Source organism: Pseudomonas sp. TH15, from assembly GCF_016651105.1.
In the GTDB taxonomy this organism is placed as follows: Bacteria; Pseudomonadota; Gammaproteobacteria; order Pseudomonadales; family Pseudomonadaceae; genus Aquipseudomonas.
Genome location: NZ_JAEKEL010000001.1, coordinates 1,315,300 through 1,332,260, shown reverse-complemented (window position 1 = coordinate 1,332,260; position 16,961 = coordinate 1,315,300). Strand labels below are relative to the sequence as shown.

15 protein-coding genes are annotated in these 16,961 nt (G+C 59.5%); 8 read left to right on the top strand and 7 right to left on the bottom strand.

Annotated features, from left to right (window positions below; all coding sequences use genetic code 11):
- Positions 1–61 precede the first annotated feature (61 nt).
- Complete coding sequence (gene tauD, locus JFT87_RS06030; RefSeq protein WP_201199698.1) at positions 62–904, top strand: taurine dioxygenase; 843 nt, start codon at positions 62–64, stop codon at positions 902–904.
- A 212-nt stretch (positions 905–1,116) separates the two neighbouring features.
- Here tauD and mgrA read toward each other — a convergent pair whose 3' ends face one another.
- The 3 genes from mgrA to JFT87_RS06015 all read right to left on the bottom strand — a co-directional run bounded on the left by mgrA (position 1,117) and on the right by JFT87_RS06015 (position 5,812).
- The gene (gene mgrA / locus JFT87_RS06025) at positions 1,117–2,154 is read right to left on the bottom strand and encodes an L-glyceraldehyde 3-phosphate reductase (RefSeq protein ID WP_123402695.1); all 1,038 of its coding nucleotides are present in this window, start codon (positions 2,152–2,154) and stop codon (positions 1,117–1,119) included.
- Positions 2,155–2,264: 110 nt separating this feature from the next.
- On the bottom strand, positions 2,265–3,584 hold the full coding sequence (locus JFT87_RS06020) for an LLM class flavin-dependent oxidoreductase (protein WP_201199697.1): 1,320 nt from the start codon (positions 3,582–3,584) through the stop codon (positions 2,265–2,267).
- 2 nt (positions 3,585–3,586) lie between these two features.
- Positions 3,587–5,812: a TonB-dependent receptor gene (locus JFT87_RS06015; protein WP_201199696.1), complete on the bottom strand. Its 2,226-nt coding sequence runs from the start codon at positions 5,810–5,812 to the stop codon at positions 3,587–3,589.
- Between the two features lie 206 nt (positions 5,813–6,018).
- On the opposite strand from JFT87_RS06015, the gene JFT87_RS06010 reads away from it, so the two are divergent.
- Positions 6,019–7,056, top strand: a complete 1,038-nt coding sequence (locus JFT87_RS06010) for a LacI family DNA-binding transcriptional regulator (RefSeq protein WP_201199694.1) — start codon at positions 6,019–6,021, stop codon at positions 7,054–7,056.
- 5 nt (positions 7,057–7,061) lie between these two features.
- On the opposite strand, the gene JFT87_RS06005 is transcribed toward JFT87_RS06010, so the two are convergent.
- Together JFT87_RS06005 and JFT87_RS06000 are read right to left on the bottom strand one after the other, a co-directional pair.
- Positions 7,062–7,526, bottom strand: coding sequence for a type II toxin-antitoxin system HicB family antitoxin (locus JFT87_RS06005; RefSeq protein ID WP_201199692.1), 465 nt, complete (start codon positions 7,524–7,526; stop codon positions 7,062–7,064).
- Positions 7,523–7,705 carry a type II toxin-antitoxin system HicA family toxin gene (locus tag JFT87_RS06000; protein ID WP_201199690.1) on the bottom strand — a complete coding sequence of 61 codons (183 nt, stop codon included), beginning with the start codon at positions 7,703–7,705 and terminating at the stop codon, positions 7,523–7,525. Before JFT87_RS06000 ends, JFT87_RS06005 begins: the two co-directional genes overlap by 4 nt.
- Before the next feature lie 404 nt (positions 7,706–8,109).
- Between JFT87_RS06000 and JFT87_RS05995 the strand changes: the two genes are divergently transcribed.
- Positions 8,110–8,367, top strand: coding sequence for a hypothetical protein (locus JFT87_RS05995; protein ID WP_201199688.1), 258 nt, complete (start codon positions 8,110–8,112; stop codon positions 8,365–8,367).
- 17 nt (positions 8,368–8,384) lie between these two features.
- Here the strand turns inward: JFT87_RS05995 and betT are convergent, their stop codons facing one another.
- Both betT and epsC read right to left on the bottom strand, forming a co-directional pair.
- Positions 8,385–10,340 (bottom strand): choline transporter BetT, encoded by a 1,956-nt coding sequence (gene betT, locus JFT87_RS05990; protein ID WP_201205085.1) that lies wholly within the window; start codon positions 10,338–10,340, stop codon positions 8,385–8,387.
- Positions 10,341–10,757: 417 nt separating this feature from the next.
- The gene (gene epsC, locus JFT87_RS05985; protein ID WP_201199686.1) at positions 10,758–11,684 is read right to left on the bottom strand and encodes a serine O-acetyltransferase EpsC; all 927 of its coding nucleotides are present in this window, start codon (positions 11,682–11,684) and stop codon (positions 10,758–10,760) included.
- A 190-nt stretch (positions 11,685–11,874) separates the two neighbouring features.
- Here epsC and JFT87_RS05980 point away from each other — a divergent pair, with 190 nt between their 5' ends.
- From JFT87_RS05980 to JFT87_RS05960, 5 genes are all read left to right on the top strand, one after another.
- Positions 11,875–12,867, top strand: a complete 993-nt coding sequence (locus tag JFT87_RS05980; protein WP_201199684.1) for a D-cysteine desulfhydrase — start codon at positions 11,875–11,877, stop codon at positions 12,865–12,867.
- Positions 12,868–13,225: 358 nt separating this feature from the next.
- A complete protein-coding gene (gene tcyJ / locus JFT87_RS05975) occupies positions 13,226–14,026 on the top strand; it encodes a cystine ABC transporter substrate-binding protein (RefSeq protein WP_201199683.1) in 801 nt (266 codons plus the stop codon).
- The gene (gene tcyL / locus JFT87_RS05970; protein WP_201199682.1) at positions 14,026–14,691 is read left to right on the top strand and encodes a cystine ABC transporter permease; all 666 of its coding nucleotides are present in this window, start codon (positions 14,026–14,028) and stop codon (positions 14,689–14,691) included. The genes tcyJ and tcyL overlap by 1 nt, the downstream gene beginning before the upstream one ends.
- A gap of 4 nt (positions 14,692–14,695) precedes the next feature.
- The gene (gene tcyN, locus JFT87_RS05965; protein WP_201199681.1) at positions 14,696–15,445 is read left to right on the top strand and encodes an L-cystine ABC transporter ATP-binding protein TcyN; all 750 of its coding nucleotides are present in this window, start codon (positions 14,696–14,698) and stop codon (positions 15,443–15,445) included.
- Between the two features lie 471 nt (positions 15,446–15,916).
- On the top strand, positions 15,917–16,681 hold the full coding sequence (locus tag JFT87_RS05960; RefSeq protein ID WP_201199680.1) for a hypothetical protein: 765 nt from the start codon (positions 15,917–15,919) through the stop codon (positions 16,679–16,681).
- The last annotated feature ends 280 nt before the right edge of the window (positions 16,682–16,961 follow it).

Genomic DNA, 16,961 nt, shown 5'->3' with positions numbered 1-16,961 from the left:
TGCATTCGCGAGCAAGCCCGCTCCCACCAGAAGCTCAGCACCCGGATTGAAGAGAACCACCATGAGCACCCTCAACATCGTCCCTTTAAGCTCGGCCCTCGGCGCGCAGATCAGCGGCATCGACATCAGCCAGCCGCTGAACCTGGAACAGCGCGACGCCATCGAGCAGGCGCTGCTCAAGCACCAGGTCCTGTTCTTCCGCGACCAGCCGATCACGCCGCAGCAGCAAGCGCGATTCGCCGCCCATTTCGGCGATCTGCACATTCACCCGATCTACCCGAACGTACCGGAACAGCCAGAAGTGCTGATCCTCGACACCGCCGTCACCGACGTGCGCGACAACGCGATCTGGCACACCGACGTGACCTTCCTGCCGACCCCGGCCATGGGAGCGGTACTCAGCGCCAAGTTGCTGCCGGAGTTCGGTGGCGACACGTTGTGGGCCAGCGGCATTGCGGCCTATGAAGCGTTGTCGGCGCCGATGAAAACCTTGCTTGAAGGGCTGACCGCTACTCACGATTTCACTCGCTCATTCCCGCTGGAGCGCTACGGCAACACGCCAGAAGCGCTGACTCAGTGGGAAGAAGCACGGCGCAAGAATCCGCCACTGTCGCACCCGGTGATTCGCACGCATCCGATGAGCGGGCGTCGGGCGTTGTTCGTCAATGAAGGGTTTACGTCGAAGATTAATGAGCTGTCGGAAACAGAGAGCGAAGTGATTCTGAAGTTTCTCTTCGCCCATGCCACACGGCCGGAATTTACCATTCGCTGGCGCTGGCAGAAGGATGACGTGGCGTTCTGGGATAACCGCGTGACACAGCATTACGCCGTGGATGATTACCGGCCGGCGCGGCGGGTGATGCAGCGGGCTACGGTGTTGGGGGATGTGCCGTTTTTTCGATGAGCCGTTTTTACAGCCAAAAGCCCCTCACCCTAACCCTCTCCCGGAGGAAGAGGGGACTGACCGAGGTGTTTGTACAAGCTACATCGACCTGAAATATCGGGTGGAACTCAAGCTTTGAAAGGCATGAAGATCGGCTCCCTTTCCCCTCGCCCCCCTTGGGGGAGAGGGCTGGGGTGAGGGGGTTGGATCTTGTTGACCCAACCCGATCGTCATCACTCAGCCGTCGAAGGCTTCTCCCAAAGATTGATCCCGCCCTCCTGGGCAAACCGATCAATCTCCGCCAACTCTTCCGCGCTAAAGCTCAAATTCTTCAACGCACCGACGTTCTCGATAATCTGCTCCGGCCGGCTCGCGCCGATCAGTGCCGAGGTCACGCGCGGGTCGCGCAGCGTCCAGGCCAACGCCAGTTGCGCCAGACTCTGGCCGCGACGTTTGGCGATCTCATTGAGCCCGCGCACGTGGGCGATGTTGGCTTCGGACAAGTGCGATTCCTGCAACGAACCACCGCCCGGACGGTTGACCCGCGCATCCTTCGGAATGCCGTTGAGGTATTTGTCGGTCAACAGACCTTGGGCCAATGGCGTGAAGGCAATCACCCCAGCGCCGAGTTCGTCGGTAACGTCCAGCAGGTCTTTTTCCACCCAACGATTGAGCAGGTTGTAGGCCGGTTGGTGAATCAACAACGGCACTTTCCACTCTTGCAACAGCGCGGCCATTTCGCGGGTTTTCACCCCGGAGTAAGACGAGATGCCGATGTACAACGCCTTGCCCTGCTGCACGGCAGTGGCCAGGGCGCTGGCGGTTTCTTCCAGCGGGGTGTCCGGGTCGAAGCGGTGGGAATAGAAGATGTCCACGTAATCGAGGCCCAGGCGTTGCAGACTCTGGTCGAGGCTGGCCAACACGTATTTGCGCGAACCGCCGCCCTGGCCGTAAGGGCCTGGCCACATGTCCCAACCGGCCTTGCTAGAGATGATCAGCTCGTCGCGGTATTGCTTGAAGTCTTCGCGCAGCAGGCGACCGAAGTTGATTTCGGCGCTGCCGTACGGTGGGCCGTAGTTGTTGGCCAGGTCGAAGTGGTTGATGCCCAGGTCGAACGCGGTGCGCAGCAGCGAACGCTGGGTGTCGATCGGCGTGCTGTCGCCGAAGTTGTGCCACAGCCCCAGGGAGAGGGCCGGCAAAACCAGCCCGCTGCGGCCTACGCGGCGGTATGGGATGGAGTCATAGCGGTTTTCGGCAGCGGTGTAAGTCATCGAATCCTCTCTTGTCTGTCTTGAAATGGGTGTCGACTGCTTCGCGAGCAGGCTCGCTCCCACCTTTGGAATGCATTTCCCTGTGGGAGCGAGCCTGCTCGCGAAGGGTGCTATACAAATCTGTTGCCGGGTCGGGCGAGGCCAAGGTTCTGGCGCAACGTCCGGCCCTCATACTCGGTTCTGAACAACCCGCGCCGCTGCAGTTCCGGGACTACGCCATTGGCGAAATCCTCGAGCCCGCCCGGCAGGTGCGGCACCAGCACATTGAAACCATCTGCTGCGCCCTGTTCGAACCATTCCTGCAAGCGATCAGCGATCTGCTCGGGCGTACCGACCAGGCTGTAATGCCCTCGCCCGCCGGCAATCCTGCGGCCCAGTTCGGCCAGCGTCAGGTTCTCGCGGCCAGCCAGTTCGGTGAGCAATTTCTGCCGACTCTGCTGGCCGCTTTCGGTCAGCGGCAACTCCGGCAACGGCCCGTCCAACGGGTACTTCGACAAGTCGAAGTTGCCCAGCATACGCCCAAGCAAGGCGACGCCAACCTCCGGTTCGACCAATTGCTGAAACGTTTCACATTTTTCCTGCGCTTCGGCTTCCGTCTGCCCGACCACGACAAATACCCCGGGCATGATTTTCAGCGACTCGGCGCTGCGGCCGTACTTGGGCAGGCGTCCTTTGAGGTCGGCGTAGAACGCCTGAGCGTTGGCCAATGAGGTCTGCGCGGTGAACACCACTTCAGCCGTCTGCGCTGCCAGCTCACGCCCGGTCTCGGAAGAGCCGGCCTGGACGATCACCGGTTGCCCTTGCGGTGAGCGCGCAACGTTCAGCGGGCCTTTGACCCGAAAGTGCTCGCCGACGTGATCCAGCACATGCAGTTTCGAAGGGTCGTAATACGCGCCACTGGCCTTGTCGCGAACAAACGCATCGTCCTCCCAACTGTCCCAAAGCCCGGTCACCACCTGATGAAACTCGCGGGCGCGGCTGTAGCGCTCAGCGTGGCCGATATGTTCATCACGACCGAAATTCAGCGCCTCGGCAGCGTTGTCCGAGGTCACCAGATTCCATCCCGCACGCCCACCCGACAGGTGATCGAGCGAAGCGAATTTACGCGCTACGTGGTACGGCTCGTTGTAACTGGTGGTCGCCGTGGCAATCAGGCCGATGTGTTCGGTCACGGCACTGAGCGCCGAAAGCAACGTCAGCGGTTCGAAGTGATCGGAGCGCGCCATGCGGCTGGCGATGTCCTGGGTCGGCGCGGCGACGCTGTCAGCGACGAACAACGTATCGAATTTCGCCGCCTCGGCAATCTGCGCCAGCCGCTTGTAATGGGCGAAATCCAGACCGGCATTGGCAGGCACGTCAGGATGACGCCACGCCGCCACATGGTGCCCGGTGGCCATAAGAAACGCGCCGAGTTTCAACTGTCTGCTCATCTTCAGAAATCCTTGCGCAGTTGCACGCCGAAGTAGCGCTCGTCATCCCGTGGCACTGCGCGATAGATGTAATTGCCACCGCTGGCGAGTACCGGTGAGTAAGACTTGTCGGTGAGGTTCTTGGCGAGCAGCGCCACGCGCCAACCGTTGCTGTAATCGGCCAAAGCCACGCTGGCATTCCAGATGCCGTAGGCGCCTTGCTTGGTGTCGACGTTCTGACTGATGTCGTACTGCACTTCGCTCTGCCAGCTGTAGTCGGTGCCAAGTTCGATATCCAGACCGTTGTCCAACGGGATGGTGTAGTCGGCACGCACGTAGCTTTTCCAGTCCGGGCTGAAGGGCAGTGGCTTGCCGTTGACGTTGCACGACGCCGCCGCCCCCGCCGGGCAGGCGAATTCGTCGATGCGGGCGCGGGTGTAGGCCAGTGCGCCGGAGAACTTCAGTTGCTGGGTGGCCTGCAAGGCGTAATCGAGCTCGACGCCTTCGGTGCTGACGCTGCCGGCGTTGATCAGACGCGTCACCACCTGGCCGGCGACGGTGTCGAAGAAATTAGCCTGATAGTTGTCGTAGTCGCTGTGGAAAACCGCGAGGTTGGTGGTCAGGCGACTGTTCCAGGTCGTCGCTTTGATGCCTGCCTCCCAAGTGTTCGAGGTTTCTGGTTTCAGCGCTTCGGTATCGCGCGGCTGCATGTTGAAGAACACGTTGTAGGCGGGGCCTTTGTAGCCGCGCGAATAGGTCAGGTAGGTGGTGACCGCGTCACTCAGGTCGTACTGCAACCCGAGACGGCCGGACCAGCCGTCTTCGTCCACCGAACCGGAACTGCTGGTCGCTGGCTGAATGCCGCTGACCGTGGTCGCTGAAGTGGAGACTCGGCGGTGATCGTATTCCAGATCGTCATGGGTGTAGCGCAACCCGGCGATGCCGCGAAAGTCCGAAGTGAAGTTCAGCGTGCTCTCACCGAACACCGCATAACTGTCGCTGGTGGTGCTGTAGTCGGCAACGCCGCGGTCGGTGCGCGTGGTGGTGGTCAGTGTGCGCTGATAGGTCTCTTCGTCCTTGCCGTGCATATAGAAGAGGCCACCGACGTATTCGAGGAACTCGCCTTTCGGCGAGGCCAGGCGCAACTCTTGCGAATACTGATCGAACGCCAGATCGCCCTTGTCCGCCGTGCCGGGGAACGCCGCCGTCACCGTGCCGAGACGGTCGCCGTCCTGATATTGGGTGTTGTCCCAGCCACGCCACGCGGTGATCGACGTCAGCGTGTAATCGCCCAATTGCCAGTCGAGCTGGCCGGACAAACCTTTGTTGATGTCCTCGACGTGAGAGCGGGTGTCGGTGTTGATGTCGCGGTTGTGGCTGGTCGCGCCTACCGGGCTCAGCGCGTTGGCAAACGCTGGCGTCAGTGACTTGCTGACAACGCCGTTGGGGCCGTCATCGTGGGACTGCATGTAGTCAGCGATCAGGGTGAACGTCACGTCGTCGTTCGGGGTGAATTCGAGCTTGCCGCGCACACCGCGATGGTTGTAACCGTTGACCTCCTGACCGTTGTGTTTGTTGTCGACATTACCGTCGTAGGTGCCGAACAGGGTGCTGATCGAGCCCTTCAGCGTGTCCGGAATCAGGCTGCCGCCAATGCCGAAACGGGTACGGCTTTCGTTGCCGCTGTAGTACGACTGATCGATGTAGCCGTGGGTCTCGGCGGTCGGTGCCTTGCTGGTGATATTGAGCACACCGGCCGATGCGTTCTTGCCGAACAGCGTACCCTGCGGGCCACGCAGAACTTCGACGCGTTCCAGATCCAGCAGGTCCAGCGTGGCCTGACCGGGACGGGCGTAAACCACACCGTCGATCACTGTGGCCACCGTCGGCTCGACGCCGGGCGAGGTCGAAATGGTGCCGACGCCACGCACGAACAACGAAGTGTCCTTGTTCGATGCACCTGTGCGGAAATTCAACGATGGCACCTGCTGGACGATGCTCGCCACGCCATTGCGGTTATCGCGCTCAAGCTGCTCGCCGTCGATCACCGAGACCGCCACCGGCACTTTTTGCAGCGACTCTTCGCGGCGAGTAGCGGTGACCGTCACGGACTTGAGTGTCGGCTCCTGATCAGCGCTATCAGCGGCAGAAACGTCGGCCAGCGGCAGCGCCGCCAATCCGGTGAATAGCCAGCCCGCAGCGCGAATCGATTGCGCCAGTTTGTGTGTCGCCCCAGGAATATTGTGCATGTGATGCCTGCTCGAATTTGGCCCTGAACCGCTGCCGTTCTACGACGACAGCGCCTGAATCGGTGTCTTGGGCATTCGCTCGAGCGAGTAGCAGACAACGCGCTTTGTTAGCGCTAACATCGCCAGTATCGGCAAGCCGCACATAGACCGTCCAATACTGAAAAATTACTTTTATATACGATTTGGTTTTTAAAAAGGATCAAGCCTTGAGCGAAGAAAAACCCCGCAAACGCCGTGGTGCCGGACGCGTGACCCTGAATGCCGTCGCGCGCCAGGCCGGGGTTTCGGCGATTACCGTGTCGCGCTATTTCAATCAGCCCGAGCAGGTTTCGCCTGAGCGTCGCGAGCGGATTGCCGCGGTGGTCGCCGAGTTGGGTTACGTGCCGAATCTGGTGGCTGGCGGTTTGGCTTCGGCACGGGGAAAAATCGTCGGCATGGTCATCCCGAACATCTCCGGGCCAATCTTCGCCAACACGATTCAAGGCTTCAGCGACACCCTCAGCCGCCATGGCTATCAGCTATTGCTGGCGTCGAGTTACTTCAGCACCGAACAGGAAGAAAACGCAGTGCGCGCGTTTCTCGGTTGGTCTCCGGCCGCGCTGGTATTGACCAGCCACTTTCACAGTGCAGGCACGGAAAAGATGATCGCCGAGGCGGACGTTCCGGTCATTGAAACCTGGGATTACCAGCCGGATCGCGAGCCGATGCAGATTGGTTTTTCGCATTTTGAAGTGGGTGTCAGCGCCGCTCGATATCTGCACGACAAGGGCTATCGGCGTATCGCTTTCGTGCAGAACAGCGCACCCGGAGATTTCAGTGCACTGGAGCGTCGCGACGGTTATGCCGCGACTGTCCGAGCATTTGGAATGCAATCCTGGGTGTTCGCCCCGGATGCTGACCGCGCCCCTTTCGAAGCAGGTAAACAAGCCATGGAGGCGTTGATGAACGCCTCACCACGCCCAGACGCAATCATCTTCGCCAACGACAACCTCGCCGCCGGCGGCCTGCTCGCTGGACAACGCGCAGGCATCAAAATCCCCGAAGACTGCGCCGTCCTCGGCTTCGGCGATTACCCGTTCGCCGAGATGCTGTTGCCGAGCCTGAGCACGATCAAGCCACCGGCACTGGAGATCGGCGTGCTGGCCGCGACACGGGTGCTGGAAAGCCTTGGCGTGCTGCCGACCGAGGAGGTGCAACGACTTAATCAGCTGCAGTGCCAAGTCATCGAGCGCGAGAGCACCTGACGTCGCTATACCGACAATTCGCGCAAGGCGGCCGCCGCGAGAAAACCGGAGCGGGATCGATAGCGCTGATCCCGCCTGACGGTCTGATCAATTCGCTCAAGTAACTGCTCAGGCAGCGTGGCATTAAAGCGCACCGACTTGCCAAAGTACGGTGTGATATCAAATTCGACCACACCCCATACACCACCCGCGTAATCGGGATTATCAAGGTGAGCATCAATCTCGCGGACCTGCGGCAAAGGCTCGCCATCAGCCACCAATCCTTCGTAGTGCAAGGACAAAGCTTCCTTCACGTTTTCGAATGCCTGCGCCACAGTGCCGCCCGCAGAGAAGCACCCCGGCACGTCCGGGATGATCACTCCGTATTCTGAGTCGGCATCCTTATGCAGAACGACCGGGAATTTCATTTGGATGAATCCTTCCTGTGATAGGTCCCCATCGGGACTCTCGAATCCGATGACGGGTCTCATTTCAAGCCCGCCTGTTTCAATATGCTGTTGATCGTCCCCTTGGGTAGATCCGAGTCAGGGTGCTTGATCGTCACCCTCCCTGGCTTGCTCGAATGTTTGTATTGGTGGTGACTGCCTTTCACCGCCACCAGATACCAACCATCCTCCTCAATCATCCTGATCATTTCCCGACTTCGCATTTCCTTCGCCTTTTTCGACCGCTAGAGCCATTTACTCTAGAAGTCGCAAGCGCCTTTGATACACACAATACACACTAAGATAAATACTAGCTCACTGAACCAGCACTCGGTTATGGGTTAGATCAACGGCAGGCGGGGGCCAGCAAGCGAAACATCCTGCCAGCCACACTCTCTTTGAGAGTGGCAAAATGTGTCCAATCGAGAAACATGACGTGCAGTGGCGGGGGCGGGGGCGGGATTGGCTATGCTCTAAATGACACCGAGTTGGCCCTATCGCGAGCAGGCTCGCTCCCACAGGGATTTCCTGTGTACATAAAATTTATGTCCAGCCGAGATCCACTGTAGGAGCGAGCCTGCTCGCGAAAGCGATCCTTCAGGCAATCCTTCACCAGGCAGAACACACCATGCACACCACCATCATCATTTTCTTCGGCCTGGTCCTGCTGGCACTGATGCTCTACATCGGCGAGCGAGTCGGTTTCAACCGTCAGACGCTGACCTACAGTTTCGTCGTCCTGTGGCTGGCATTGACGATAATCAACGGCGCGGTGGGCGTGGTCACTGCCAGCCAACCCGTCAGTTCAGAACTGGTGGTCGGCAGCGTGGTGTTTGGCGTGCCGGTGGCGGCGTTGGTTCTGTTCATGGTGTTGAACAAAGCCTAGGCGCCACCGACGCCTGATCAACGAACCAGGTGCAGGAACTGCATGTGCCGTTCGTACTGATCGAGGATGTCGTTGATGATCTGATCCTTGGTGTAACCCACCAGATCGTAGTCCTGACTGCCTTCGGCCAGATGCACTTCGGCCCGGTAGTAGCGACGGTTGTTGAGTTGCTTGGACCCCATCCCGCCACGGGCAAAGGACGGCGTGAAGTAACCGCGCATCTGCACCTGGTAGATGAATGGGTGCTGCTCGCCATGACCGATTTCCAGGCTGACACTGTCATTCGCCGGATCCGGCTGAGTGACCACGTTCAAACCCTTCTCGACAAACACCGCCGTCACTTCTTCAATCGCCGGGCGCACCGTCGTTTCGAGGAAGCGGTAAACCTCATCCCGCGACGGGAAATGCACCGCCTGACTCAAGCGCTGACGCCAACCGCCACGCTTTGAACCGGAGACCGGCGCCAGGGAATGCATCTGCGCGATCTGCTTCTGGGACTCCAGATAAAACGCTTTGTGCAGCCCCCACATCATCAGCAGCAGGATCATCGAGAACGGCAACGAAGTCAGCACCACCGCTGATTTCAGCGCATCGATGCTGCCGGAAAACAGCAGCGCACTGGTCACCAGCGCGGTCATCGCACCCCAGAACACCCGCAGCCATTTCGGCCCGTCTTCATCCGGGTTGCCGCCCTTGGCGGACAGCGTCGACAGCACCACGGTGCCCGAGTCGGCGGACGTCACGAAGAACACGAAGCTGATAAACACCGTCACCGCAATGACGGTTTTGCTCCACGGGTAGGTTTCCAGCAGCAGGTACAGGGTCATCGACGGGTTATCGATGGCCGACATACCGAGTGCGCTCATGCCATGGTTGAGGACTTGGTCGATGGCGCTGTTGCCGAAGATCGACATCCACGCCAGGGTGAAACCGAGCGGAATCAGCAGCACGCCGAAGACGAATTCGCGGATGGTCCGGCCACGGGAAATCCGCGCGATGAACAGGCCCACGAACGGCGACCATGCAATCCACCAGGCCCAGTAGAACACCGTCCAGCCGCCCAGCCAGTCGCTAGGCTTGTCGTAGGCATAGAGGTCGAAACTCTTCATCGGCAACGCGCCGAGGTAATCGCCGATGTTCTGGATCAAGGTGTTGAGCAGGTGCTGAGTCGGGCCGGCAAACAACACGAACAGCAGCAGCGCACAGGCCAGCAGCATGTTGATGTCGGACATGACCCGCACGCCTTTATCGACGCCGGACACCGCAACGGTGATCGCCGCGCCCATCATCAGCGTGATCAGGCCGACCTGAATCCAATGCGTATGGGCGATGCCGAACAGGTAGTCGAGCCCGGAGTTGAGGTGCAACACCCCAAAGCCCATATCGGCACCGAGGCCGAACACCGTGGCGATGATGCCGAAGCCGTCCACCGCGTAGCCGATAGGGCCGTTGATACGCTTGCCGATCAGCGGATACAGCGCCGAGCGCAGGGCCAGCGGCAGGTTATGTCGATACGCGAAATACGCCAGCGCCATGCCGACGAAGGCGAACACGCCCCAGCCATGCAGGCCCCAGTGCAGAAACAGAATCTGCATCGCCTGCCGCGCCGCTTCCGGCGTACCGGCAGTGCCTTGGGGCGGTTGTGACAAGTGCGTCAGCGGTTCGGATACGCAGAAGAAAAACAGCGTGATGCTGATCCCGGCGGCGAACAGCATGCCGGCCCAGGACAGGTAACTGAATTCGGGTTCGTCGTGGTCGGCACCGAGCTTGATCTTGCCATAGCCAGATAACGCGGTGACCACCACGAAGACCAGATACAGGGTCATTGCGAGCATGTAGTACCAGCCGACCGTATTGGCCGCCCAGTTTTGCGCTTCCAGTAACCAGGCACCGGCCTGTTTGGGCATGGCGATGACGACAATGCCGAACAACAGAATGAAACCGGCCGAGAAATAAAACACCGGCGGATTCATGCGGACCTGGCCGCTGGGAGGGGTGGACGGTGCACTCATGAAAGGTGCACCTCAAGGGGATGAAACAGGGCAATCAGTAACGGACTCGGCAAGGGCAAGCCTCCTGTTGTGAGCGGGCAGCAAACCGGCGGTTTAACTTGAATGAGCGTTCAAGTTAAACATGAATAGCGTGCTAAGGACTAATCGCAGGGCTCGGCGGTCGCTTTCCTACGCTAGCTCAAGGAAGGGTATGACGCGGGGTTTGGAGGATTCGTTCAGTGGGAAATGAGCTAAATGCCATTATCGCGTTCGACGTGAATCCATTCGCGGGCAAGCCTCGCTCCTACAGGTCATGCGCCATTTTCAAAATGGCGCATGACCTGTAGGAGCGAGGCTTGCCCGCGAAGAGGCCAGATCTGTCAGCGGAGATTTCGAGGCTTACTTCTGCGTCCCATCATCATGCTGCAAATTCGCCTGCGTCAGGTTGCACCCCGCCGGCACACTCCGGGTCAGCCACACATTGCCACCAATGGTCGAACCCTTGCCGATGGTGATCCGCCCCAGAATCGTCGCCCCGGCATAGATCACCACATCATCCTCAACAATCGGATGCCGCGGATGGCCCTTCTGCAACTGGCCGTCTTCGTCCGCCGGGAACCGCTTGGCACCCAACGTTACCGCCTGATAAATCCGCACCCGCTCACCGATGATCGCGGTCTCGCCGATCACTACACCTGTCCCGTGATCGATAAAGAAGCTGCGGCCGATCTGCGCGCCCGGATGAATATCGATGCCGGTCGCCGAGTGAGCGATTTCCGCGCTGATCCGCGCCAGCAACGGCAACCCGGCGCGGTACAAGTGATGGGCGAGGCGATGGTGAATCACCGCCAGAATCCCCGGATAGCAGAGCAACACTTCATCGACGCTGCGGGCGGCCGGGTCACCGTGATAGGCCGCCAGCACGTCGGTGTCCAACAGGCTGCGCAGCCCCGGCAAGGCGAGGGCAAACTCCTGGATGATCTGGATAGTCTTGTCCTCGACCTCAGTGTCGGCCTGGGCGCTGTGGCGCGCGGCGTAACGCAGTTCAAGCCGCGCCTGGGCCAGCAACGCGTTCAGCGCCACGTCGAGGGTGTGGCCGACGTAGAAGTCTTCACTCTCTTCGCGCAAATCCACCGGCCCCAACCGCATCGGGAACAACGCACCGCACAAGGCTTCGAGAATGTCCGCCATGGCCGCCCGGGAGGGTAACTCGCGACCGCCCTGCTCGCCGCTGGCGCGGCCGTTTTGTGCACGCCATTGATCACGCGCCGTGCGCAGCTGGCTGACGATGGTCTGCAATTGCCAATGGCTGGAACGCTCACTCACGGTAAAAACTCCTCACGGGCGGCCGGACTGTCTGGCCGCGTTGACGGCGATTACTCTACGGCATGGTCTCGACGCCGAATTAAGAACCAATAGTGCTGTGATCTGAACATTCGGATATAAGCGATTGACGGTTGCCGCTGCAAAAAGCCGTGCTTATAGTCCTGACATCCTCCCCCGCCAGTACGGACCCATGATCAAACAACAGCTTGCCCGCTTTAATCGCCTCGACCTGCTCGGTCACCCTACCGCTCTGGAAAAACTCGAACGCCTGTCGACCTGGCTCGGCCGCGATGTCTACGTCAAACGCGATGACCTGACGCCACTGGCTATGGGCGGCAACAAGCTGCGCAAACTCGAATACCTGGCCGCCGATGCGCTGGCTCAGGGCGCCGACACGTTGATCACTGCTGGCGCGCTGCAATCCAACCATGTGCGCCAGACTGCCGCCATCGCCGCCAAATTAGGCCTGGGCTGCGTTGCGCTGCTGGAAAACCCGCTGGGCACCGACGACGCTAACTATGTCGGCAACGGCAATCGGTTGTTGCTCGACCTGTTCGACGCCAAAGTCGAGTTGGTGGAGAACCTCGATAACGCCGACGACCAACTGCAAGCCCTGGCCGATCGTCTGCGCAACAACGGCAAGAAGCCGTATCTGGTGCCGATTGGCGGCTCTAACGCCTTGGGCGCCTTGGGTTACGTGCGCGCCGGGCTGGAACTGGCTGAACAGATTAAGGACACCGGCCTGCAATTCGCAGCCGTGGTTCTGGCGTCGGGCAGTGCCGGGACCCACAGCGGTCTGGCGCTGGCCTTGAGCGAAGTACTGCCGGATCTGCCAGTGATTGGCGTGACCGTTTCCCGTAGCGAGGAAGATCAGCGGCCGAAGGTTCAGGGTCTGGCCGAGCGCACCGCCGAGCTGCTGGGTGTGGGCCTGCCGGCGAGTTTCAAGGTTGAACTGTGGGATGAATACTTTGGCCCGCGTTACGGCGAGCCGAATGCCGGGACGCTGTCGGCGGTGAAACTGCTGGCGAGCCAGGAAGGGTTGCTGCTGGATCCGGTGTACACCGGCAAGGCCATGGCCGGGTTGCTGGACGGCATTGGGCGCGGGCGGTTTGATGAAGGTCCGATCATCTTCCTGCACACCGGTGGGGCGCCGGCGTTGTTTGCCTATAAAGACTTCCTTTAACGGAATAACGCATTCCTGTGGCGAGGGAGCTTGCTCCCGCTGGGGTGCGAAGCGCCCCCCAAAACCTGCGCTGCGATGTTTCAGTTAAAACGCAGTGAACGGGTTTACGACTGCTGCGCAGCCGAGCGGGAGCAAGCTCCCTCGCCACGGGGATCGCATCGGCCACATATTCCCTAAATGAATAACAAACTCAATATTTAGTATTTTCCTATCTAACGGCATCATCATATAGTCGCGCCGCAGGCGAATTTGGCGCGAGACGCATAAGCTGCTTTAGGGCAGGATATCGCAGTCGTCCAAATCCCGATTTTGCCAACATTCCTAAAAGCGTCTTCATAAGAAAACACAGGGGCTTGTCATGAATTTTTCCGCACTACGTCGCAACCTGCTGGTCGGTTCGCTGGGCCTGGCACTGAGCGCTGGCCTGTTGGGGCAAGCGGTTGCCGGTGAGCAATTGCAAAAAATCAAGGACGCAGGCGTGATCAACGTCGGCCTGGAAGGCACTTACCCACCGTTCAGTTTCGTCGACGCCGACGGCAAACTGGCCGGCTTCGAAGTCGAGCTCTCCGAAGCCCTGGCCAAAAAGTTGGGCGTTAAAGCCAAGATTCAGCCAACCAAGTGGGACGGCATCCTCGCCGCTCTGGAATCCAAGCGCCTGGACGTAGTGGTCAACCAGGTGACCATCTCCGACGAGCGCAAGAAGAAGTATGACTTCTCCGAGCCGTACACCATCTCCGGGATTCAGGCACTGGTGCTGAAGAGCAAGGAAGCCGCGCTGAACATCAAGACCGCCGCTGACCTGTCCGGCAAGAAAGTCGGTGTAGGCCTTGGCACCAACTACGAACAGTGGGTCCGGGCCAATGTGCCGGGTGCTGACGTGCGCACCTACGACGATGATCCGACCAAGTTCGCAGATCTGAACAATGGCCGTACCGACGCCATCCTGATCGACCGCCTGGCCGCGCTTGAATACGCCAAGAAAGCACCGAAAACCGTTGCTGCCGGCCAAGCATTCTCCCGCCAGGAGTCCGGCATTGCCCTGCGTAAAGGTGAGCCAGAACTGCTGGCTGCAGTGAACAAGGCCCTCGACGAGTTGCGTGCCGACGGCACACTGGCCAAGATCTCGGAAAAATACTTCCAAGCTGACGTCACCAAATAATGGAAGAAGCTTTCCAACTCGCACTGGACTCCGCGCCCTTCCTGCTGAAGGGCGCGTACTACACGGTCATCTTGAGCCTGGGCGGGATGTTCTTCGGCCTGGTGATGGGCTTCGGTCTGGCGTTGATGCGCCTGTCGCGTTTCAAATCGGTAAGCTGGCTGGCACGCATCTACGTGTCGTTCTTTCGCGGCACGCCGTTGCTGGTGCAGCTGTTCGTGATCTATTACGGCTTGCCGCAATTGGGCATCGAACTTGATCCGCTGCCGGCCGCCCTGATCGGCTTCTCGCTGAACATGGCCGCCTACGCCTGCGAAATCCTCCGTGCCGCGATCAGCTCCATCGAACGTGGCCAGTGGGAAGCTGCCGCCAGCATCGGCATGACCCGCGCGCAGACCCTGCGCCGGGCCATCATTCCGCAAGCGATGCGCACGGCCCTGCCGCCGCTGGGCAACAGCTTCATTTCGCTGGTCAAGGACACCGCGCTGGCCGCCACCATCCAGGTGCCGGAACTGTTCCGCCAGGCGCAATTGATCACCGCCCGGACTTTCGAAGTCTTCACCATGTATCTCGCCGCCGCGCTGATCTACTGGATTCTGGCCACGGTGCTGTCGCACCTGCAGAACAAGTTGGAAGAGCGGGTCAATCGGCACGACCAGGAGTCCTGACCCAATGATTGTCGTGGAAAAACTGACAAAGCAGTTCAAGGGTCAAGTGGTGCTCAACGGCATCGATCTGGAAGTGAAGGAAGGCGAGGTCGTGGCAATCATCGGGCCCAGCGGCTCGGGTAAAACCACGTTCCTGCGCTGCCTGAACTTCCTCGAAGAACCCACCAGCGGCCGGATCAAGGTCGGCGACATCGAGATCGATGGCAGCCGCCCGCTGAACCAGCAGCAAGGTCTGGTGCGACGTCTGCGCCAGCACGTCGGTTTCGTGTTCCAGAACTTCAACCTGTTCCCTCACCGCACGGCCCTTGAGAACGTCATCGAAGGCCCGATCGTGGTGAAGAAAATCCCTCACGCCGAAGCCGTTGCCCTGGGCAAAAAGCTTTTGGCCAGGGTCGGTCTGGCAGGCAAGGAAGACGCTTACCCGCGACGCCTGTCCGGTGGTCAGCAACAGCGTGTGGCGATTGCCCGTGCGCTGGCGATGGAGCCGGAAGTGATTCTGTTCGATGAACCCACCTCAGCGCTCGACCCAGAGTTGGTCGGCGAAGTGCTGGCGACCATCCGCAGCCTCGCCGAGGAGAATCGCACCATGGTCATCGTCACCCACGAAATGGGCTTTGCACGGGACGTGGCGAACCGCGTGGTGTTTTTCGACAAGGGTGTGATCGTCGAGCAAGGCGAAGCCAAGGCGCTGTTTGCCAACCCGAAAGAAGAGCGGACGAAGCAGTTTCTCAGCAAGTTTCTGAATCACGCCTGAGAACTTTCAAATATACCGCCTGCCAACTTCCACGGATGGAAGTTGCGCTCCATCCGCATTAACTCCCTATCCACAAACACAACTCAAGCCTGTAAAGTGCGGTACATATATATGTTCTGCAACAGATTCAACTTGTCTGGATTTAGCCCCACATTAGCAGTCAAGGTGCAAACGACTGAGCAGTGAACGCAACAAAACACCCCGCAAACTGTAGCCCGATTCGCCAGCACATCTAGGCAGATTGCCTCGTCAACGTAGGAAACTTCTGATTAAACCGTAATTCACGGATTAACTAAGCCCTTCTATTGACTCCTCTGCGCGCTTCTTCTTATCTAGTCGCCAAGCGGCGCCACTTCATTAACTCAACAACACTTTGATAACCCCAAAGCGCCTTGTTGTATTGCCTGTTAATTCACGCCATTTGTTTTTTCAGAAACGGACTTCGTTGCAACGCTTCAAGGAGAGAAACCGATGACTCGCACTTCGCATACCCTCGAACTCGCAGCGCCGACTTTGGCGCCAGCGCAAAAAACCGGCATCAACCTGGCAGCGGCAGCGCATCTGCTGGTCGACGTGCAGCCCTATTTCGGCATGGACTCGGGGGATCTGATCGAGTTGTTCTGGAACAACTGCTACGTCGCCTCCCATGTCCTGACGGCCGAAGATGTGGACAACGCGGTCAGCCTGCGGGTGCCGGAAAGCTTCGTCATCAGCGGTTCGGCACGTATTCACTACCGTGTCATGCAAGTTGGGCAAGACCCGGCGCTATCGCTGGCGACACGAGTGCAGATCAAGCTCGACTGCCCGGGCGGCCTGTCGCCTGCCGCGTCCGGCGATGAAAACCAGGGCCTGGCGCCAGTGAACATTCCCGAAACCATTCGCCGCCAGGGGGTCAACCCGAACCAGATCAAACGCGGCGTGCCGCTGACTATCGAGCCCTACCTGAACATGGCCATCGACGACGAAATCACCCTGCGCTGGGGCGACGTGCGCATGGACCTGCCCAAGCTCAAGGCTGGCGACATCGGCGAGCCGATCCAGGTCTGGGTGCCGCCGGCGATCATCCTCGAAGCGGGCGAAGATCTTCGCCTGGAAGTGACCTACTGCATCCTCGACCGCGTGGGCAATAACTCCCGCTGGGCGCCACCGCGGATGTTGAAGATCGGCTGTGCCAATCCTTATCTGAAAGTGCCACTGAGGCCCGAACTCAAAGCCGCCGAACCCCGCAAGCCTTAACACCGATCTTTAATGGTGAGGAGATTCTGTGGCGAGGGGATTTATCCCCGTTGGGGCGCAAAGCGCGCCTTCCTGATTAAAAGCGGGGCCTGCTGCGCAGTCCAGCGGGGATAAATCCCCTCGCCACAAAAATCACCTCACCACAAAAATCATCTCACCCACAAAACTCACCTCACCACAAAATCATCTCACCCACAAAAATCACCTTGCCACTGGGGTCGCGTCGGCGCAGGTAAAAATTGTTAACCAACCCGACCATCACCCCTTCTATGCATATTCC